Source organism: Verrucosispora sp. WMMA2044 (assembly GCF_027497155.1).
Classification (GTDB): domain Bacteria; phylum Actinomycetota; class Actinomycetes; order Mycobacteriales; family Micromonosporaceae; genus Micromonospora; species Micromonospora palythoicola.
The window spans coordinates 781,481-800,850 of record NZ_CP114913.1 but is presented as its reverse complement, the minus strand read 5'-3'; the positions used below and the strand labels follow the sequence as shown (position 1 = coordinate 800,850).

Genomic DNA, 19,370 nt, shown 5'->3' with positions numbered 1-19,370 from the left:
GTGTTGGGGTGCCACCTTGCCGGTTGTCGACCGCAAGGTCAACCGAGCGGCACGGGAAGACGCGGCTGTTCGTCGGCCTCGACCTGGCGGTTCCAGTCGGCCTTGGTGGCCCGCCAGCCCTCGTCGTCCAGGCCCTTGCGCCAGTAGCCGGAGATGGACAGCCACTCGCGGGGAACCGCGCGTTCCACCCGCAGCAGGCGACGCAACTGACGGACGAACGACGCTTCACCGTGCACGAAGGCGTGCACCGTGCCGGGCGGGAACTCCAGCTCACGCACCGCGGCCACCAACGCCTCACCCACCGGGCGTACGCCCCGGTGCAGCCAGGTCAGCCGCACCGCGCCGGGGCTGGGCAGCGGCTGCTCGTCGGCCGGGCCGTCGACCTCGACGAACACGTGCGCGGGCGCACCGACGGGCAGCCGGGCCAGGGCGGCGGCGATCGCCGGCAGAGCGCTCTCGTCACCGACCAGCAGGTGCCAGTCGGCCGCCGGGCTCGGCGCGTACGCCCCACCCGGGCCGACGAACAGCACCTCGTCGCCGGGGCGCAGCGCCGCCGCCCACGGACCGGCCAGCCCCTCGTCGCCGTGGTGCACCACGTCGACGGTCATCTCCCCGGCCGCCGCGTCCCAGGCGCGAACCGTGTACGCGCGCAGCCGGGGCCACTGCTCGCGCGGCAGGTCACGACGAATGGCGGCGAGGTCGATCGGGCGCGGGTGGTCGATCCCGGCCACCGGAAAGACAATCTTGATGTAGTGGTCGGTGAACTCGCCGACCGGCAGGCCGGCCAGTTCCTCTCCGCCGAGCACCAGCCGGACCACGTGCGGGGTGGGCCGCCAGGTGCGCAGTACCAGGGCGGAGGTGACCTTCTTCGGGCGATCCGTCATTCGGTTAGGCTAACCTCACTCGCGCGCGCCGTTCAGCCCCGGGCCACGATGTCAGCTTCCGATCAGACGGTCGTGCCAGGCCAGGGCGGCAGGGTCGGTCAGCGAGGCCACCTGGTCGATCACCACCCGCAGTCGCGCGCCGTCGTCGGGTGCGTCCCGCCACAGCGGGGCGAAAACCGGATCGAGCGCTTCCGGTGCCCGCGCGGTCAGGGTCGCCACCAGCTCGGCGATGATCTCCCGCTGCCGCCGGTAGCGGCCCTGGGCACCGGGCCGACGCATCACGTAGCGCAGGGCGATGCCCTTGAGCAGCGCGCACCGGGCCCGCAACGGCCGGGGTACGACCAGGTCGGCCGCGTACCGTCGGTGTGGTCCCGGGCCGAAGCGTTCGGTGGTGGCGGCGACGGCGGTCGCCACGAACCGACCGGTCAGCACGCTGGTGGTGGCCTTGAGCGCGGCCTGGGCCCGATGGCTGCCGTCGTAGCCGGCCAACGGGGCGAGCACCGGGTCGGCGAGCAGTCCGGTCAGCGTCTCGTCGAGGTAGTCAGGCGACTCGGTCGAGTAGACGGCCGCGACGTCGACGCAGAGCGCCGCCCGCTCGTCCGGGTCGGCGAGCAACGGCTCCAGCGTGAGGTAACCGCCGTGGATGCCGTCCTCGACGTCGTGCACCGAGTACGCCACGTCGTCGGCCCAGTCCATCACCTGCGCCTCCAGGCACCGCCGCTCGCCGGCCGGGGCACCCTGCCGCAGCCAGGCGAAGGCGGGCAGGTCGTCGGCGTACACCCCGAACTTGCGCCGGCCAGGCTGCCGGGCCCACGGGTACTTGCCGACCGCGTCCAGCGAGGCACGGGTCAGGTTCAGCCCGGCGGACGTGCCGTCCGGGGCGTACACCTTGGCCTCCAGCCGGGTCAGCACCCGCAGCGTCTGGGCGTTGCCCTCGAACCCACCGCAGTCGGCGGCCAACTCGTCCAGCGCGCCCTCGCCGTTGTGCCCGAACGGCGGGTGCCCGAGGTCGTGGGCCAGCCCGGCGGTGTCCACCACGTCCGGATCACAGCCCAGCCGGGCGCCCATCTCCCGGGCGATCTGGGCCACCTCCAGCGAGTGGGTCAGCCGGGTACGCAGGAAGTCGTCGGTGCCGGCCGTGTGCACCTGGGTCTTCGCGGCCAGCCGGCGGAACGCCGCCGAGTGCAGCACCCGGGCCCGATCCCGCTCGTACGGGGACCGGCCGTGCTCCGGATCCTTGACCGGCTCCGCGACCCGACGCGCCGCGTCCGGCTCACCGGACGCGGCAGTCAATCCCCACGCTGCCGCAGCACGCAGAACTCGTTGCCCTCCGGGTCGGCCAGCACCGTCCAGTCGTCGCCGTCCTGGCCGATGTCGACGTGCCGGGCCCCCATGTCGACGAGCCGCTCCACCTCGGCCTCCCGGTCGGTCGGCCGCAGGTCGAGGTGCAGCCGATTCTTGCCGGCCTTGGCCCCGGTCACGGGTACGAAGACGATGCCCGGCAGCCGATCCGCGCTCTGCCGGATCTCCACCTCGTCCGGCCGCTCCTCGACCACCTGGTACCCGAGCGCCTCGGCCCACCAGCGGGCCAGCCGGCCCGGATCACGGGCGTCGACGGTCAGGCTCTCCCACACGGCGGTCATGCGGACACCGCCGCCGCGACACCGACAGCCTCTGACAACTCGGTACGGGATCCCATCCGGCCACCCCTTCGCGAAACGACGGTCCACGGGCGAAGTCAGGTTACGCCCGGGGGCTCGGTTCGGCGCGCCGACGACGTGCCCCCGGCGGGTCCACATCCTCCGATCAGACGAGAGTTGTCGTCCGATTGCCGACGGTGACGGGATCGCACTCATCGACGTGCACGGGTAGCGTCGCCACTGCGGAACGTCACCTGTTGCGGCGAGACACGACCGGTGGGAGAGACACGATCGTGAACGCGGAAACGATGATGGGCACCGAGCTGCGCGGGCTGCGTCGACGCCGTCCCGAGGTCTCCGGCACGGTTCTCGCCGGCACGGACGGCCTGCTCATCTCCAGCGACCTGCCCACGACCGACGCCACTCACCTGGCGGCGCTGGCCGCGGCCAGCTTCGGTCTCGGGCACCGGATGGCGGCCACCGTACGGCAGGGCGAGTTCCACGAGTCCGTGGTGCACACCGCGGCCGGTTGCGTGGTCACCTACCCGGCCGGGCGGGACGCCCTGCTGACCCTGGTCACCGCACCGGGGGCGGATCTGGCGGCGCTGCGCGAGGAGGCCCGTGCGGTGGTCCGGCGTACCGGCCCGGCCCTGGCCGCCTGCCGCCAGCCGACGTTGCTGCCCCACCAGGCGGATCCGCACGCCCCGCTGGCGGTGCGCACCCCGATGGCCACGTTGCCGAACCAGCGCCCCCGCCGCGCGCAGTCCATCACCTGGCGCCGCCCCCCGATCTGACCGCCACCCCCGACCACCCCGGACACCCGCGACAGGCGACAACATCGGGGATGGTGCTGCCTCGAGGCGGCTCGACACAGCAAAATCCCCGATGTTGCTGCCTCCCGACCTGGCGGGGCGGGCGGTCAGCGGCTGTCGGAGCCGGTGGTGACGATCGCGGCTCGGCCGGCCTCCAGCCGCGCCACCGGCACCCGGAACGGCGAACAGGAGACGTAGTCCAATCCGACGGAGTGGAAGAAGTGCACCGAGTCGGGGTCTCCGCCGTGCTCACCGCAGACGCCGATCTTGAGCCCCGGGCGGGCCGCCCGCCCCTCCTCGGCGGCGATGCGGACCAGCCGGCCGATGCCGTCGGCGTCGATGGACTCGAACGGTGAGATGCCGAAGATGCCCAGCTCCAGGTAGCGCCAGAAGAACGCCCCCTCGACGTCGTCGCGGGAAAAGCCCCAACCCATCTGGGTCAGGTCGTTGGTGCCGAAGGAGAAGAACTCGGCCGCCTCGGCGATCTGCCCGGCGGTCAACGCCGCCCGGGGCACCTCGATCATCGTGCCGATCAGCACGTCGACGTCACTGCCGCCGACCACCTCGGCGATGATCCGCTCGGCCTCGGCGCGTACCGTCTCCAACTCCTGCACCGCGCCGACCAGCGGGACCATGATCTCCGGGCAGGCGGGGACGCCCTGGCGGGTGCACTCCACGGCCGCCTCGGTGATCGCCCGGACCTGCATCGCGAACAGGCCGGGGATGACCAGGCCCAGGCGTACGCCGCGCAGCCCGAGCATCGGGTTCTCCTCGTGCATCCGGCGTACCGCCGCGAGCAGCGCCTCCTCCTTGGCGACGTCCTCGCCGCGTTCCTGGGCGACCGCCACGTTGACGGCGAGCTGTTCCAGCGGCGGCAGGAACTCGTGCAGCGGCGGGTCGATCAGCCGGACGGTGACCGGCAGACCGTTCATCTCCCGGAAGATCTCCACGAAGTCGGCCCGCTGCAACGGCAACAGCGCGGCGAGCGCCTCCTCCCGTTCGGCCGGGTCGCGGGCCAGGATCAGTCGTTCCACCAGCTCGCGACGGTCGCCGAGGAACATGTGCTCGGTGCGGCACAGCCCGATGCCCTCGGCGCCGAAGCGCCGGGCCCGGGCCGCGTCGGCGGCGGTGTCGGCGTTGGTACGCACCGCCAGGCGCCGGCTGGCGTCGGCGTGCGACATGATCCGGTGCACCGCCTTGACCAGGGCGTCGTCCGTGCTTGCCGGGTCGAGTTCGCCCTCGAAGTAGCGCACCACCTCCGACGGGCTGACCGGCACCTCACCGAGGTACACCTTGCCGGTGGTGCCGTCGATGGAGACGACATCGCCCTCGGTGACCGTGTGCCCGGCCACGACGAACCGCCGCTTCGGCACGTCGATGTCCAGTTCGTCCGCGCCGGAGACGCAGGTCTTGCCCATCCCCCGGGCCACCACGGCGGCGTGGCTGGTCTTGCCACCCCGCGAGGTGAGGATGCCCCGGGCGGCGATCATGCCGTTCAGGTCGTCCGGGTTGGTCTCCCGGCGGACCAGGATGACGGCCTCGCCCTCGGCGGCCAGCTCGACCGCGCGGGCCGAGGTGAAGACCACCTTGCCGACCGCCGCGCCCGGTGACGCGCCGATCCCGGCGGCGACCGGCTGGAAGTCGTGGTCGAGCTGGAAGCGCGGGAACATCAACTGGGCCAGCTGCGCGCCGTTGACCCGGTGCAGCGCCTCGTCGAGGTCGATCAGGCCCTCGTCGACGAGTTGGCCGGCGATGACGAACGCGGCGGCGGCGGTGCGCTTGCCGACCCGGGTCTGGAGCATCCACAGCTTGCCGCGCTCGATGGTGAACTCGATGTCGCACAGGTCGCGGTAGTGCCGCTCCAGCCGGGCCATGTAGTCGAGCAGCTCGTCGTAGGAGTCCTTGTCGATCCGCTCCAGCTCCTGCAACGGCACGGTGTTGCGGATGCCGGCGACGACGTCCTCGCCCTGCGCGTTGGCCAGGTAGTCGCCGTAGATGCCCTGGGCACCGCTGGCCGGGTCGCGGGTGAAGGCGACGCCGGTGCCGGAGTCGGGACCGAGGTTGCCGAAGACCATCGCCACCACGTTGACGGCGGTGCCGAGGTCCGCCGGGATGCGCTCCTGCCGGCGGTAGACCACCGCCCGCTCGGCGTTCCACGAGTCGAACACCGCGCGTACCGCCAGGTCCAGCTGTTCGCGCGGCTCCTGCGGGAACTCCCGCCCGGTGTGCTTCGTGAAGATCTTCTTGTACGCGTCGACCAGCCCGCGCAGGTCGTCCGCGTCCAGGTCCAGGTCCAGGTCGGTGCCCTTGGCGCGCTTGGCCTCGTCGAGCGCGTGCTCGAACTCCTCACCCGGCACGTCGCAGACGGTCTTGCCGAACATCTGGATCAGCCGCCGGTAGGAGTCCCAGGCGAACCGGTCCGCGCCGCCGGAGGCGGGCTGGCCGGTCGAGCCGCCGGCCTGCCGGGCCAGCCCCTCGACGCTGCGGTCGTTGAGACCGACGTTGAGTACGGTCTCCATCATCCCCGGCATCGAGAACTTGGCCCCGGAGCGTACCGAGACCAGCAGCGGGTCGTCCGGGTCGCCCAGCCGCCGGCCCATCTCGCGTTCCAGCGCCGTCAGGTGCGCGGTGATCTGGTCGGCGAGTCCGGCCGGTTCCGTACCCGTGCCGAGGTACGCCTTGCACGCCTCGGTGGTGATGGTGAAGCCGGGCGGCACCGGCAGGCCGAGATTCGTCATCTCGGCCAGGTTCGCCCCCTTGCCGCCCAGGAGGTCCTTGAGGTCCTTGTTGCCCTCGGCGAAGTCGTAGACGTACTTGTGCTCAACCGTCTCTTGCGCTGCCACCAGAGCCTCCCACGCGCCCGGACTGACACTTAACGAAGGTTCAGTTTTCTGATACCCCGAATCCACTGGCTGGTAATCCGGGGAGTCGTGCCGATCGGTGGGCGAAGGCTAAGCGAACAACGCGCGGCCCGGGAGCATTCGGTGACAATAGGCACAGCAATCACGACTCTTCGCGTTCGTGACAGTTTTTGGGAACGGTTCCACGCGCACATTCACGCAATTGCCGGCCTCCCCGTACGCTAGACGGCACGCTCTGTGACCACCTCGCACCATTGCCACAACCGCCGCGAATACACCCCCTCGGGAGTTCTCGTGTCCACCCCGTCCAGCACCGCACCGGAACCACTCGACCCGACCCGACCCGCCGCCGTCACCGCCCCCGCCGAGGCAGCGCCCGCCCCGCAGCGGGAGACCGCCGCAGCGGACCGGAGCGGCGCTGGTGGCGGGCTCGCCGCCCGGACGAACGCCGAGGCCGAGACCGCCGCGGGTGCCGACGACGCGGCTCAGGCTTCCGGGCGTACCGCCGAGGAGTTGGCCCGGGCGGCGGAGCGCAAGGCGGCGGCGCTGCTCGCACCGCCGGCACCGGCCCGGCTGGGCGACGTGGTGCCCGCGCCGGAACGGGTCGAGCCGGACGCCTCGGGCGACTACCTGCTCTCGGTCGACGCGGTGATCCGGGTCAGCGCCGATCCGGCCGCTGTGGCCGTCGCCGGGCAGCTCGCCGCGCTGCTGCGTCCGGCCACCGGATACCCGCTGCCGGTGGCCGACACCACCGCGCCCGTCCCGGCCGGCGGCATCGCCCTCGTGCTGACCGACGAGGTGGCCCTGGGCGCGGAGGGCTACCGGCTCGACATCGGCACCGACGGCGTACGCATCGCCGCCGGCACCGCCGCCGGCCTCTTCCACGGGGTGCAGACACTGCGACAGCTGCTGCCGGCCGCCGTCGAGAGCGCCACCCCGGTCACCGAACGCTGGGTGCTGCCCGGCGGGTCGATCCTCGACCGTCCCCGCTATCCGCACCGGGGCGCGATGCTCGACGTGGCCCGGCACTTCTTCGGCGTCACCGACGTGCTGCGGGTGATCGACCACCTGGCCCGGTACAAGCTCAACCGGCTGCACCTGCACCTCACCGACGACCAGGGTTGGCGGATCGCGATCGACTCCTGGCCCCGGCTGGCCACCGTCGGCGGGGCCGGTGCGGTCGGCGACGCCCCCGGCGGGTACTACACCCGGGCCGACTACCGACGGATCGTGGCGTACGCCGCCGACCGGCACATCACCGTGATCCCCGAGATCGACCTGCCCGGTCACACGAACGCCGCGTTGACCGCGTACGGCGAGCTGGCCCCCGACCGGGTCGCGCCGCCGCCGTACACCGGCACCGAGGTCGGCTTCAGCTACGTCGACCCAGCCAGCGAGCGCACCTACGACTTCGTCGCCGACGTGCTCGGCGAGATCGCCGCGCTCACTCCCGGGAGGTGGCTGCACATCGGCGGCGACGAGGCGTTCAAGGTGCCCGCCGAGGTGTACGCCGGCTTCGTCGACCGGACGCAACGCATCGTGGCCGGGCTGGGCCGGGACGTGATCGGCTGGCACCAGATCGCCCCGGCCACCCACTGCGACGGGCGGATCCTGCAGTGGTGGGGCACGACCGGCGACGACCCGGTGACCGCCGAGGCGGTACGCCGGGGCGCTCGACTGATCCTCTCCCCCGGCAACCACGCGTATCTCGACATGAAGTACGCCCCGGACACCCCGATCGGACACGACTGGGCCGGGCTGATCGACGTACGCCGGGCGTACGACTGGGATCCGGCCACCCACCTGGTGGGCGTACCGGCCGAGGCGGTGCTCGGCGTCGAGGCGCCGCTGTGGACCGAGTCGGTGACCACCCTCGCCGAACTCGAGTACATGCTGCTCCCCCGGCTGCCCGCCATCGCCGAGCTGGGCTGGTCTCCCCGCTCGACGCACGACTGGGACGCGTTCCGGCGGCGACTCGCGGGGCACGGCCCACGTTGGGCCACCGCGGGCATCGCGTACCACCGCTCTCCCGAGCTGCCCTGGTCGGCTCCGGCAATGCCGGTGCCCGCCCCGCGGAGGCCGTCGCCAAGCGGCGACCCCCTCGAGCACCCGCCGGTCAGCCCTTCGAGCGACCCGCCAGTCCGCCCAGGAACAGCGCCCGGCCAGGAGTGACGCGCTCCACCACCGCTCCGCCAGCCACCCACCAGACCACGACAATCACCCCAAAAGCACCCCAGCGCCCGGATCACTCAGCACCGCCGGCTTCACCGGCAGGCGATGAGCTGACGGGTAACCAGTTCGGTTGCCACCTGCACCGGATATCCGGTTTCGGCCTCTTTGTGGTGGCGTCGGTCACCGCACCGGCGGAATCGGGGGCCCGGTCCGGTGGTTGTACATGACGTAACCACGAGCGCCTCCGAGCGCCGTCCCCGGCCCGGGTCGGAATGACCCCCCGCCGCCGCGGCGTTACACCCCCCGGAACCAGGTCAGCCGCCTCCCCCGGCGAGACCCCCGGAATGCCCCCGGCCCACCCGGCGTTACATCCCCGGCCCGCGAGCCTACGGGAATGAGCCCGGCCCACCCGGCGTTACACCACGTCCCGGGCACCGACCCGCCGGACAACGCGTAGCACGTCTTCCCCTTTCAACGCACGGCCCACCCGCACCCCCCACGCGGGTACCGCCGCGCGCACCCCCGACCGAAAGGTGCAGATCATCATGGCTACCACCATCCTGCGCAAGACCGCCCTGACCATCGCCGCAGCCGCCGCCACCGCCGGTGGCATCGCCGGCCCCGCCGTCGCCGCCCACGCCGCACCGGCCACCAAGCCCGCCGCCATCCAGGCCGACCGCAAGCCCGGCGGCGAACGCGAACTCGGCGTCCGCTACGAAGCCCAGCCCAACTTCTACTACTGCGGCCCCGCCGCCGCCCGCAACGCCCTGAGCGTGCAGGGCAAGAACATCGACGTCGACACCATGGCCAAGGAAATGCGCACCACCGAGGCCGGCACCAACTCCATCAACGACATCACCCCGGTACTCAACAAGGAGACCGGCAAGGACGTCTACCGCTCGGTCGAGATCACCGACCCCAAGGCCGACGACAAGCAGACCGACAAGCTGCGCGACGACATCGTCCGCACCGTCGACAACGGCCACGCCGTGGTCGCCAACATCGCCGGCACCGCCACCGACACCGACGGCACCACCCACAGCTTCGAAGGCGGCCACTACATCAGCATCGTCGGCTACCGCGACGGCGGCGACACCGTCACCATCGCCGACTCCGCCGACCCCACCCAGGCCTCCTACCGGATGAACATCGACGCCCTGGCCGACTGGATCGCCACCCGCGGCTACAGCGCCACCTCCTGACAACCCCAACACCACGAAGGGCCGACCCCACCCGGGGCCGGCCCTTCGTCGTCCCCACCTCCACCCCGACCACCCCCGCCCCGCCCCGCCCCGGCCCCGGCCCCGGGAAGACGACAACATCGGGGATGTTGCTGTGTCACGCCACGGCCAGCCAGCAACATCCCCGATGTTGCTGGCTCACCGTCAGCAGGCAGCGGGCAGCGGGCGGCGGGCGGCGCAGGCCACGGCGACAGGCGGTGGACGCCGCAAGGCAGGCGGCGACCGGACGCCGCGGTGACGGGTTGGTGGCTGCGAGAACCCGGCGTTGGCGGGGTCAGCCGCCGGAGTCGTCCAGCTCGGCGCCCTCGGGAACGGTGTCGTCGTCGCGGCTGGCCAGCCAGCCGTCGGGCAGGAAGACCTTGCCCGGTGAGTTGGTGCGACCGCGCGGCTGACCCAACGTCTCCACCGGGAACGGCACGGCCGGGTCCAGCTTGCCGAGCAGGTCGTCGAGCTGGGCCAGGCTGTCGATCATCGCCAGGGAGCGGCGCAGCTCGCTGCCGACCGGGAAACCCTTGAGGTACCAGGCCACGTGCTTACGGAAGTCGGTGCAGCCGTCCCGCTCACCCCGGGCGGGATTGCGGGCGCCGGCGGTGAACTGCTCGACCAGCAGCTCGGCGTGCCGGCGCATGGTCACCGCGACCTCGCCGAGGGTGGGCAGCCGGCGCTGCGGCGAGCCGTTGAACGCCGCCTCCAGGTCGGCGAAGAGCCACGGGCGGCCGAGGCAGCCGCGACCGATGACCACGCCGTCGACCCCGGTGTGCGCCACCATCCGCAGCGCGTCGTCGGCCTCCCAGATGTCGCCGTTGCCGAGCACCGGCACGTCGAGCGCCTGCTTCAGGGTCGCGATGGCATCCCAGTCGGCGGTGCCCGAGTAGCGCTGCGCGGCCGTACGACCGTGCAGGGCGACCGCGGCGACGCCAGCCTCCTGGGCGGCCAGCCCCGCCTCGACGTACGTCAGGTGGTCGTCGTCGATGCCCTTGCGCATCTTGACCGTGACCGGCACCCCGGCGGGTGACGCGGCGTCCACCGCGGCGCGCACCAGGCGGGCGAAGAGCCGCCGCCGCCAGGGCAGTGCCGCGCCGCCACCGCGACGGGTCACCTTCGGCACCGGGCAGCCGAAGTTCAGGTCGATGTGATCGGCGAGGTCCCGTTCGACCACGATCCGCACGGCGGCGGCGGTGGTTTCCGGGTCGGTGCCGTAGAGCTGGAGGCTGCGCGGGCGCTCGTCCGCCCCGAACGCGATCATCCGCAGCGTCTTCGGGTTCCGCTCGACCAGGGCGACCGTCGTGATCATCTCGCAGACGTAGATGCCGCCGCCCTGCTCCCGGCAGAGCTGGCGAAAGCCGACGTTTGTGATGCCGGCCATCGGGGCGAGCACCACCGGCGGCCACACCTGGTGCGGCCCGATGCTCAACGACGGCCGGTCGGCGGCGGGAGGGAGGGCGGTTTCCACCGCTCAAGGGTACGGGGGCCGTGGTCAGCGCCGTTGCCACGGCCACCGGCTACCTCCGCGATCGGGCCCCGAGGCTCCGCGCATCAGCTCCGCCGTCCCCGCCAGCTTCTGCCGGATCTCCAGCCCGGCCATACCGAGCAGATCGGTCAGCTGGAGGCCCTGATCGACCACCAACCGGGCACGCTCGACGTCGCCGATCATCAGCAGCGCCGGCGCGTAGATCGAGTACGTGTTGGCCAGCTCCCAGATGGTGATCGGCTGATGCGGGTCGAGCGCCTTCAGGCGCAGCTCCGTCGCCCGGGAACCAGCAAGCACCGCCTCCTGGACATCGGACGCCGCACCCTGCTCCTGATGGCGGTGCAGCAGAGCGTTCGCGTAGTTGTGGTAGGCGGTGGCCATCGCCGCGCGGGTGCGCGGCCCCGCACCGGGTGCCGGACCGGCGGTGTACAGACCGATCTCGATCGCCTTCTCCAGCAACTGCAGCCGGACACCGGGGCTGCCGGCCACGAACGCCGACTCGCCGGAGTCCACAAACGCGGTGATCAGCTCGGCCAGCGCCTCGTCCCGTCGCGGCTGGGTCGGATCCGGATGCTCCGCCTTCACCGCCTGATGGACCTCCGCGAACAGCACGATGGCCTCGTGGCCCGCCTCCTTCGCCCGTTCGTGGCGGCCCATGCCGGCCAACACCATGCCGTGCCGCCACAGGGCCCGGGCCAGCTGGCGTTGATCGTGCCGGTCGGCCCGGCCACCCGCGACCGCCTGCCGGTACGCCTCGATGACCCGCAGCCAGAGCGCGTCCGCCTGCCGCCAGCCCGCCGGCCGGGTGGAGAGCTCCCGCGCCCGCTCGAAGATCTCCTCGCGTGCTTCCGGCTCCACGTCGTCGGCCCTTCGTCGTCTCCGTGCGGATACGTCCGCCTGAAGACATCATTGGCCATGGATGTCAGTCGGCTCGACCGTCGCGCCCGTCCCGGGCCGCCGGATCGGCCGGCGGGCCCGGGCGGGGCGGAAATCAGCAGCCGGGAAGACGGTCGAGCAGGTAGCGCTCGACCTGGTCCAGGCCGATCCGTTCCTGGGTCATGGTGTCCCGGTTGCGCACGGTCACCGCGTTGTCGTCGAGCGTGTCGAAGTCGACGGTGACGCAGAACGGGGTGCCGATCTCGTCCTGCCGGCGGTAGCGGCGACCGATGGCCTGCGAGTCGTCGAACTCGACCACCCAGCGCTTGCGCAGGTCCGCGGCGAGTTGCTTCGCCTTCGGCGAAAGCGCCTCGTTACGCGACAGCGGCAGCACCGCCACCTTGACCGGGGCCAGTCGCGGGTCGAAACGCATCACGGTGCGCTTGTCGACGCCGCCCTTGGTGTTCGGCGCCTCGTCCTCGTCGTACGCCTCGAGCAGGAAGGCCAGCACCGCGCGGGTGAGGCCGGCGGCCGGTTCGATCACGTACGGGATCCACCGCTCGCCCTTGGACTGGTCGAAGTACGACAGGTCGACGCCGGAGTGCTTGCTGTGCGTGGACAGGTCGAAGTCGGTGCGGTTGGCGATGCCCTCCAACTCGGCGAACTCGGTGCCGCCGAACTGGAACCGGTACTCGATGTCGACGGTGCGCTTCGAGTAGTGCGAGAGCTTCTCCTTGGGGTGCTCGTAGAAGCGCAGGTTGTTCTCCGACAGACCGAGGTCGAGATACCAGTTCCAGCGCTCGGCGAGCCAGTACTCGTGCCACTGCTCGTCGCTGCCCGGCTCGACGAAGAACTCCATCTCCATCTGCTCGAACTCGCGGGTACGGAAGATGAAGTTGCCCGGGGTGATCTCGTTGCGGAACGACTTACCGGTCTGCGCGATGCCGAACGGCGGCTTCTTGCGGGCGACCGTCTCCACGTTGCGGTAGTTGACGAAGATGCCCTGGGCGGTCTCCGGCCGCAGGTAGTGCAGACCCTCGTCGCTCTCCACCGGGCCGAGGTAGGTCTTCATCAGGCCGTTGAACATCCGGGGCTCGGTGAAGGTGCCCTTGTTACCGCAGTTGGGGCAGTTCAGCTCGGCCAGCGAGGTCGGCGGACGGCCGTGCTTGGCCTCGTACGCCTCCTCAAGATGGTCGGCGCGGAACCGCTTGTGGCAGGACTGGCACTCGGTCAGCGGGTCGACGAAGGCCTCCAGGTGCCCCGAGGCGGCCCACACGTCCCGGGCGAGGATCACCGCGGAGTCCAGACCGACCACGTCGTCGCGCTGCTGGACCATGGTCTTCCACCACTGCCGGCGCACGTTCTCCTTGAGCTCCACGCCGAGCGGACCGTAGTCCCAGGCCGACCGGGTGCCTCCGTAGATCTCGCTGGAGGGGAAGACGAAGCCTCGGCGCTTGGCGAGGCTGACGACGGCGTCGATACGGTCGGCTGGCATTTTTCCTCCTACGCCGACTGGCGGTCGGCGGGGACGTCACGGTCGGCGGGGACGGTTCGGGACCACGGTACGACCGGTGCGGTCCCGAACCCAGCACATTACCTGCGGCCGGTCAGTTGACTCCGCAGACCTCCATGCCGCCGGTCTGCGGATCCTGGGCGAGCACGACCTGCTGGCGTTCCTGGCCGCCGCCACGGTAGGTCACCTCCACCGGCACGGTGAGCGTGGTGGTGTCCACCTCGCCGACCCGGTAGGAGGAGATCTGCGGTTCGGCGGCGGAGCGGCGTTCGAACTCCTGCCGGGACTCGCGCCGCCGGGCGTCCTCGCAGAGCTGGTCGTACGCCCGCCCGTAGTCACCGTCGGAGAGGGCCCGGTAGTAGTCGCCGGAGACCGTGCGGCCCTGCTCCTCGATCGCCTGCACCCCGCTGACCAGCAGGCCCACGACCGCGGTGCCGCCACCGCCGCAACAGAGCAGCAGGGCCAGCGCTCCCGCGCCGAGACCGAGCCAGAGCCGGGACCGACCTCCCTCGGTCGGCGGTGCCGCGAACGGCGGTGCCACCCCGGGCCCGGGCGGCGGCACCGGCGCACCCTGTTGCGGACCGGACGGCATCGGATCGGACGACGGGACGGACGGCACCTGACCAGCGGACGGCGAGGTGGGCAGCATTTGGCCCGGCGGCTGTCGGTTGGCGTCCGGCGCCGGGTCGGTGCCGGGTGGCGTGGTCGGGCCGGTGGGCGGCGACCCGGCGGTCTCGGCGGCGGGCCTGGCACCGGTGCCGTCAGTGGACGGCAGGCCGGAGGCGGCCGGCGGGCCGCTTTCGCCCGCCGCCTGAGGTCCCTGCTGGCCGGGCAGCGAGGGGTCTGGCGGTGGGGCTGCCGGTCCGGGAGCGGTCATAGGAGCCAGCGTAGTGCCCGGCGACTCAGCGGTAAGGACCCGCAGCCCGGTCGCTGGCCACCGTGACCACGTCCCCGCCCGGTACGGCGGTCGCCAACGGCTCGTACGCGGACGGCTCGTCGAGACTCTCGGCGAGCAGCGGCACCGCTGTGATCTTCACGTCAAATCCGCCGAGGGCGCGGCGGTAGGTGCCCACCGACTCCCATTCGGTGACCAGGCACCAGTGACGGGGGTCGTCCAGTGCCCGGACCAGCTGTCCGCGCTGGTAGCCGGGCCTGGCGGCCAGCGCCGCGAGGGCCGCGTGGGCCCGGGCGGCGAACGCCTCGGCGACGTCTTCGTCGACCACGAACCGGTTGGTCACCAGCACCGGCTCCTCCTCCTCGTAGAGTCTGTGGAATGCAGCGTACGCAGCCTGGGATCGCCGCCCGACTGGCCCGGACCAACCCGACGACGGTGTTCCTGGTCACCCTCGCCCTCGCGCTCGTCGCGTTCTTCGCCCCGGGCGTGATCGGCGGGCTGGTGACGCTGCTGCTGGCCGGCGCGCTGGCGACCCTGCTGGTGACCACCTGGTCGGTACAGACGCCGCAGACCCGGGCGATCCGGCTGATCGTGCTGACCCTGCTGATCACCGCCGGCCTGGTGAAGCTGCTCTGACATGCAATCATGCGTTTTTGACAATCATTGTCGTTGTCGCGGAAAGTCGAGGACATGACCTTCCGCTCCGCCCCGCGCGCCCTGGCCACCGCCACGGCCGCCCTGCTCGCCCTGACCGGCGTCACCGCCTGTTCGAACGACGACAGCCCGGCCGGCGCCGACCCGCAGCGGGTCGACGTGGTGGCCGGTTTCTACCCGTTGCAGTTCCTCGCCGAGCGGATCGGCGGCGACGCCGTGGCCGTGACCAGCCTGGCCCGCCCCGGTGCGGAGCCGCACGACCTGGAGCTGAACCCGGGCCAGGTCGGCCAGATCAGCGAGGCGGAGCTGGTCCTGTTCCTGCACGGCTTCCAGCCCGCCGTGGACGAGGCGGTCGAGCAGCAGGCCGGTGACCGCGCCTTCGACGTGGCGACCGTGGAGCCCCTGCTGGACGCCACCGCCGGTGGCCACGACCACGACCACGAGGGCGAGGAGCACGCCGAGGAGGAGCACGCCGAGGAGGCGTCCGAGGGGGCCAAGGACCCGCACGTCTGGCTCGACCCGACCCGACTGGCCACCATCGGCGACAAGCTCGCCGAGCGGCTCGGCACGGTCGACCCGGACCGGGCCGGTGACTACACCGCGCGGGCGGCCACTCTGCGTACCGAGCTGGAGAAGCTGGACACGGAGTTCGCCGAGGGGTTGAAGACCTGCCAGCGTCGGGAGATCGTGGTCAGCCACACCGCGTTCGGCTACCTGGCGCAGAAGTACCAGCTGGAGCAGATCGGCATCACCGGACTCACCCCGGAGAACGAGCCGTCCCCGCAGCGACTGGCCGAGGTCACCGAGGAGGCCCGGGAGCACCAGGCCACCACCATCTTCTTCGAGACGCTGGTCAGCCCGAAGGTGGCCGAGACCATCGCCCGCGAGGTCGGCGCCCAGACCGCCGTGCTGGATCCGATCGAGGGCCTGTCAGCCGAGGGCGGCGGGGACTACCTTTCGGTGATGCGTACCAACCTGCAAACCCTGAGGACGGCGTTGAGCTGCTCGTGACACCTGACGTCATCACCGTCACGCACGGGGTGGTCGGCTACGACGGCCGCCCCGTGCTTCGTGACGTTTCGCTCACCGTGACCGCCGGTGAGGTGGTCGCGCTCCTCGGCGCCAACGGCTCCGGCAAGTCCACCCTGATCCGCGCCATCCTCGGGCTCGTCCCGCTCAGCGCCGGCACGGTGACCCTCTTCGGCCGACCGGTCCGCCGGTTCCGCCAGTGGCACCGGGTCGGGTACGTCCCCCAGCGCCTCGGTGCCGGCAGCGGCGTGCCGGCCACCGTCGCCGAGGTGGTCGCCGCCGGGCGGCTGGCCCGCCGGGGAATCCTGCGCCCACCCGGGCGGGCCGACCGGGAGGCCGTCGCCGAGGCGCTGCGCGCCGTCGGCCTGGCCGACCGGGCGAAGGACCCGGTCAGTACCCTCTCCGGCGGGCAGCAGCAGCGCACGCTCATCGCCCGAGCCCTGGCCGGGCGGCCCGAACTGCTGATCCTCGACGAGCCGACGGCCGGTGTGGACGCCGTCAGCCAGGAGGCGTTCGCCGGTGCGCTGCGCGACTTCACCCTCGGCGGGGGGACCGTCCTGCTCGTCGCCCACGAGCTGGGTCCGCTGCGTCCGGTGATCGGCCGGGCGATCGTCGTGCACCAGGGGTTCGTGGCGCACGACGGCGCCGTGCCGGAGCCGGCCGGGCACCACGCGGCGCCCGACCACGACCACGTGCATCCGCACGGTCCCGAGGAGCCCGCCGGGCTGTGGAGCGCACGATGAGCCTCTTCCAGTACGAGTACATGCAGCTCGCGCTGGTCAGCGCTCTGATCATCGGGCTGACCGCGCCCGCGCTCGGCATCTACCTGGTGCAGCGGCGGCTGGCGCTGATCGGCGACGGCATCGGGCACGTCGCGCTGACCGGGGTCGGTGCCGGTCTGCTCTTCCAGACCTCCCCCGTGATCATGGCGGTGATCGCGGCCACCCTCGGCGCGGTCGTCATCGAACTGATCCGCGAACGCGGCCGGACCTCCGGCGACCTGGCCCTCGCGCTGCTGTTCTACGGCGGCATCGCCGGCGGGGTGGTGCTGGTCGGGCTCTCCGACAGCACCAGCGCCAACCTGAACGCGTACCTGTTCGGGGCATTGAGCACGGCGTCCCGGGCGGACGTCGCCACCATCGCGGTGCTCGGTGCGGCGGTGCTGATCGCGATGATCGGGCTGCGGCCGGCGCTGTTCGCCGTCTGTCACGACGAGGAGTACGCCCGCGTCTCCGGCCTGCCGGTACGCACGCTCAACCTGCTGCTCGCGATCACCACGGCGATCACGGTGACGATCGCCATGCGCGCGGTCGGCGTACTGCTCATCAGCGCGCTGATGGTCGTCCCGGTGGCCACCGCGCAGCAGGTCACCCGGGGGTTCCGCAGCACCATGGCGGCGGCGATGGCGCTGGGACTGTTCGCCGGCGGGGCGGGCATCTGGATGGCGGCGCTCGCCGACACCGCGCCCGGCGCCTCGGTGGTGGTGCTCGCGATCGCCTCGTTCGTGACGGTCACCCTGCTGGCCGCCGGTTGGCGCCGGCTCCGGCGGACCCGACCCCAGCCCGCGCCGGCTCCGGAGCCCCACGAGGTGGTGCTCGGCGGGTCCTGATCCTGAGCGGTGCACCGGTATTGGTTACCGTTGCAGGGTGACCAGCGGATCCGGCTATGACGCGTACGAGGGTGCCAGCGAGTTGCTGCGGGCCCTCTCGGCACCGATCCGGCTGGCGATCGTCAGCGAGCTGGCCGGCGGTGAGCGCTGCGTGCACGAGCTGGTGGACAAGCTCGGGGTGGCTCAGCCGCTGGTTTCCCAGCACCTGCGGGTGCTTCGTGGGGCGGGCGTGGTCCGGGGTTCCCGGCGGGGGCGGGAGATCGCCTACACCCTGGTCGACGAGCACGTCGCGCACATCGTGGCGGACGCGGTCAGCCACGCCGGGGAGGGATCATGAGCGAGCGTAGCGAGCGAATCATCAGGCTCAGTGCGGGTGTGCCTCATGACGGCACGCAGCGGAGCGGAGTGACGTCATGAGCGACAGTGGTACGGCGGTTCGCAACACTCGTCAGCGTTCGGCGGTGAGTGCCCTGCTCGCCGAGACGGAGGGCTTCCACAGCGCCCAGGAGCTGCACGCGATGCTGCGCGATCGTGGCGAGCGGGTCGGGTTGACCACGGTCTACCGGACGTTGCAGGGGCTGGCCGACGCGGGCGAGATCGACGTGATGCGCCCACCGGGCGGTGAGCACCTGTACCGCCGGTGCAGCGAGGGGCACCACCATCACCTGGTCTGTCGAGCCTGTGGGCGTACCGTCGAGGTCGCCGGCCCGACCGTGGAGGCCTGGGCCGATCGCGTCGCCGCACAGCACGGTTTCACCGACGTCAGCCACACCCTGGAGATCTTCGGCACCTGCCCCGCCTGCGCCCGCTAACCAACCCCACCCCACCCACCGTCCGCCGCCCGCCGCCCGCCGCCCGCCGCCCGCCGCCCGCCGCCCGCCGATCTTGCACTTCTGGTCGGGACGGATGCTGCCAGAGCGGGCATATCGGCGACCACAACTGCAAGATCGGCGAGTTTTGCCGGGCGGTTTTCGGGGTGCCCGAGGGCGGGGCGCGTGGCAGGCTGTCCGGCGTGAAGATCTACGCTGATCGTTTCCCGACCGCGCTGCGACAGCTGCTCACCGACCTGCTCGTCGTCGCCTGGGTGTACGCGACGATCCGGGGCGCACTGTGGCTGCACGACCTGGTGCAGAGACTTGCCGTACCCGGGCAGAAGCTGGAGGGTGCGGGCGGCGGCCTCGCCGACAATCTCGCCGAGGCCGGCGGCAAGGTCGGCCGGGTGCCGCTGGTCGGCGACGAGCTGACCGCACCCTTCGAGCGGGCGGCCGGTGCCGCCCGTTCGCTGGCCGAGGCCGGCCGCGACCAGCAGGAACTGGTCGACCAGTTGGCGCTGGCGCTGGCCGTCGGCCTGCTGATCGTGCCGCTCGGACTCGTGGTGTTCGGCTGGCTGCCGCTGCGGGTGCGTTGGATGCGCCGGGCCGGGTCGGCGGCGACGCTGGCCGCCGCGCCCGCCGGCCGGGATCTGCTGGCCCTGCGCGCGCTGGCCGGCCAGCCGCTGCGCAAACTAACCCGGATCGCCCCCGACGTCGCCGAGGCGTGGCGACGCGGCGACGACACCACGGTCAACGCCCTGGCCGCCCTCGAACTCCGCCGCCTCGGCCTCCGCGACCCCCACCAACCCTGACCGCCTCCCCTCCGCCGTTGATCAAGAAGTTTGGGTCGTGAATCTCGCGGATGCGGACCAAAACTACTTGATCAACAGGGCGGGCGCCT

The 19,370-nt window shown here is 72.0% G+C and carries 19 protein-coding genes; 10 read left to right on the top strand and 9 right to left on the bottom strand.

Features of this window, described 5'->3' with window-relative positions:
- Nucleotides 1-38: 38 nt before the first annotated feature.
- The 3 genes from O3597_RS03760 to O3597_RS03750 are packed head-to-tail and all read right to left on the bottom strand — an operon-like array spanning nt 39 to nt 2,527.
- Nucleotides 39-884: a siderophore-interacting protein gene (locus O3597_RS03760; protein ID WP_281603258.1), complete on the bottom strand. Its 846-nt coding sequence runs from the start codon at nt 882-884 to the stop codon at nt 39-41.
- Nucleotides 885-935: 51 nt separating this feature from the next.
- On the bottom strand, nt 936-2,177 hold the full coding sequence (locus O3597_RS03755) for a deoxyguanosinetriphosphate triphosphohydrolase (RefSeq protein ID WP_164449448.1): 1,242 nt from the start codon (nt 2,175-2,177) through the stop codon (nt 936-938).
- Nucleotides 2,174-2,527, bottom strand: a complete 354-nt coding sequence (locus O3597_RS03750; protein WP_164449447.1) for a VOC family protein — start codon at nt 2,525-2,527, stop codon at nt 2,174-2,176. Before O3597_RS03750 ends, O3597_RS03755 begins: the two co-directional genes overlap by 4 nt.
- Before the next feature lie 290 nt (nt 2,528-2,817).
- On the opposite strand from O3597_RS03750, the gene O3597_RS03745 reads away from it, so the two are divergent.
- Nucleotides 2,818-3,318, top strand: coding sequence for a roadblock/LC7 domain-containing protein (locus O3597_RS03745; RefSeq protein ID WP_281603257.1), 501 nt, complete (start codon nt 2,818-2,820; stop codon nt 3,316-3,318).
- A 125-nt stretch (nt 3,319-3,443) separates the two neighbouring features.
- Here O3597_RS03745 and ppdK read toward each other — a convergent pair whose 3' ends face one another.
- On the bottom strand, nt 3,444-6,179 hold the full coding sequence (ppdK, locus tag O3597_RS03740) for a pyruvate, phosphate dikinase (protein ID WP_164449445.1): 2,736 nt from the start codon (nt 6,177-6,179) through the stop codon (nt 3,444-3,446).
- Between the two features lie 312 nt (nt 6,180-6,491).
- Here ppdK and O3597_RS03735 point away from each other — a divergent pair, with 312 nt between their 5' ends.
- Complete coding sequence (locus O3597_RS03735; RefSeq protein WP_281603256.1) at nt 6,492-8,369, top strand: beta-N-acetylhexosaminidase; 1,878 nt, start codon at nt 6,492-6,494, stop codon at nt 8,367-8,369.
- Nucleotides 8,370-8,914: 545 nt separating this feature from the next.
- Nucleotides 8,915-9,571 (top strand): C39 family peptidase, encoded by a 657-nt coding sequence (locus tag O3597_RS03730; protein ID WP_281603255.1) that lies wholly within the window; start codon nt 8,915-8,917, stop codon nt 9,569-9,571.
- Between the two features lie 313 nt (nt 9,572-9,884).
- On the opposite strand, the gene dusB is transcribed toward O3597_RS03730, so the two are convergent.
- The 5 genes from dusB to O3597_RS03705 all read right to left on the bottom strand — a co-directional run bounded on the left by dusB (nt 9,885) and on the right by O3597_RS03705 (nt 14,714).
- The gene (gene dusB, locus O3597_RS03725; protein ID WP_281603254.1) at nt 9,885-11,063 is read right to left on the bottom strand and encodes a tRNA dihydrouridine synthase DusB; all 1,179 of its coding nucleotides are present in this window, start codon (nt 11,061-11,063) and stop codon (nt 9,885-9,887) included.
- Between the two features lie 24 nt (nt 11,064-11,087).
- Nucleotides 11,088-11,939, bottom strand: a complete 852-nt coding sequence (locus O3597_RS03720; RefSeq protein WP_281603253.1) for a hypothetical protein — start codon at nt 11,937-11,939, stop codon at nt 11,088-11,090.
- Nucleotides 11,940-12,072: 133 nt separating this feature from the next.
- The gene (locus tag O3597_RS03715; protein WP_164449441.1) at nt 12,073-13,452 is read right to left on the bottom strand and encodes a glycine--tRNA ligase; all 1,380 of its coding nucleotides are present in this window, start codon (nt 13,450-13,452) and stop codon (nt 12,073-12,075) included.
- A gap of 112 nt (nt 13,453-13,564) precedes the next feature.
- Nucleotides 13,565-14,062, bottom strand: a complete 498-nt coding sequence (locus O3597_RS03710) for a hypothetical protein (protein ID WP_164449550.1) — start codon at nt 14,060-14,062, stop codon at nt 13,565-13,567.
- 310 nt (nt 14,063-14,372) lie between these two features.
- Complete coding sequence (locus tag O3597_RS03705) at nt 14,373-14,714, bottom strand: antibiotic biosynthesis monooxygenase (protein ID WP_164449440.1); 342 nt, start codon at nt 14,712-14,714, stop codon at nt 14,373-14,375.
- A 29-nt stretch (nt 14,715-14,743) separates the two neighbouring features.
- Between O3597_RS03705 and O3597_RS03700 the strand changes: the two genes are divergently transcribed.
- The 7 genes from O3597_RS03700 (at nt 14,744) to O3597_RS03670 (ending at nt 19,281) form a co-directional block, all read left to right on the top strand.
- Entirely contained in the window at nt 14,744-15,001 is a 258-nt protein-coding gene (locus O3597_RS03700) for a hypothetical protein (RefSeq protein ID WP_281603252.1), read from the top strand.
- A 54-nt stretch (nt 15,002-15,055) separates the two neighbouring features.
- Nucleotides 15,056-16,030, top strand: a complete 975-nt coding sequence (locus O3597_RS03695; RefSeq protein WP_281603251.1) for a metal ABC transporter substrate-binding protein — start codon at nt 15,056-15,058, stop codon at nt 16,028-16,030.
- The gene (locus tag O3597_RS03690) at nt 16,027-16,791 is read left to right on the top strand and encodes an ABC transporter ATP-binding protein (RefSeq protein WP_164449437.1); all 765 of its coding nucleotides are present in this window, start codon (nt 16,027-16,029) and stop codon (nt 16,789-16,791) included. Before O3597_RS03695 ends, O3597_RS03690 begins: the two co-directional genes overlap by 4 nt.
- Nucleotides 16,788-17,657 carry a metal ABC transporter permease gene (locus O3597_RS03685; RefSeq protein WP_164449436.1) on the top strand — a complete coding sequence of 290 codons (870 nt, stop codon included), beginning with the start codon at nt 16,788-16,790 and terminating at the stop codon, nt 17,655-17,657. Before O3597_RS03690 ends, O3597_RS03685 begins: the two co-directional genes overlap by 4 nt.
- A gap of 37 nt (nt 17,658-17,694) precedes the next feature.
- Nucleotides 17,695-17,994 carry a metalloregulator ArsR/SmtB family transcription factor gene (locus O3597_RS03680; RefSeq protein WP_093407467.1) on the top strand — a complete coding sequence of 100 codons (300 nt, stop codon included), beginning with the start codon at nt 17,695-17,697 and terminating at the stop codon, nt 17,992-17,994.
- A gap of 76 nt (nt 17,995-18,070) precedes the next feature.
- Entirely contained in the window at nt 18,071-18,469 is a 399-nt protein-coding gene (locus O3597_RS03675) for a transcriptional repressor (protein ID WP_164449435.1), read from the top strand.
- A 200-nt stretch (nt 18,470-18,669) separates the two neighbouring features.
- Complete coding sequence (locus O3597_RS03670) at nt 18,670-19,281, top strand: hypothetical protein (protein ID WP_281603250.1); 612 nt, start codon at nt 18,670-18,672, stop codon at nt 19,279-19,281.
- Nucleotides 19,282-19,370: the final 89 nt, after the last annotated feature.

Coding starts and splice junctions, on each gene's coding strand:
- O3597_RS03715 (WP_164449441.1), bottom strand. CDS start 13,452: ATGCCAGCCGACCGTATCGACGCCGTCGTCAGCCTCGCCAAGCGCCGA.
- O3597_RS03760 (WP_281603258.1), bottom strand. CDS start 884: ATGACGGATCGCCCGAAGAAGGTCACCTCCGCCCTGGTACTGCGCACC.
- O3597_RS03730 (WP_281603255.1), top strand. CDS start 8,915: ATGGCTACCACCATCCTGCGCAAGACCGCCCTGACCATCGCCGCAGCC.
- O3597_RS03700 (WP_281603252.1), top strand. CDS start 14,744: ATGCAGCGTACGCAGCCTGGGATCGCCGCCCGACTGGCCCGGACCAAC.
- O3597_RS03750 (WP_164449447.1), bottom strand. CDS start 2,527: ATGACCGCCGTGTGGGAGAGCCTGACCGTCGACGCCCGTGATCCGGGC.
- O3597_RS03710 (WP_164449550.1), bottom strand. CDS start 14,062: ATGCCGTCCGGTCCGCAACAGGGTGCGCCGGTGCCGCCGCCCGGGCCC.
- O3597_RS03675 (WP_164449435.1), top strand. CDS start 18,071: ATGAGCGACAGTGGTACGGCGGTTCGCAACACTCGTCAGCGTTCGGCG.
- O3597_RS03685 (WP_164449436.1), top strand. CDS start 16,788: ATGAGCCTCTTCCAGTACGAGTACATGCAGCTCGCGCTGGTCAGCGCT.
- O3597_RS03695 (WP_281603251.1), top strand. CDS start 15,056: ATGACCTTCCGCTCCGCCCCGCGCGCCCTGGCCACCGCCACGGCCGCC.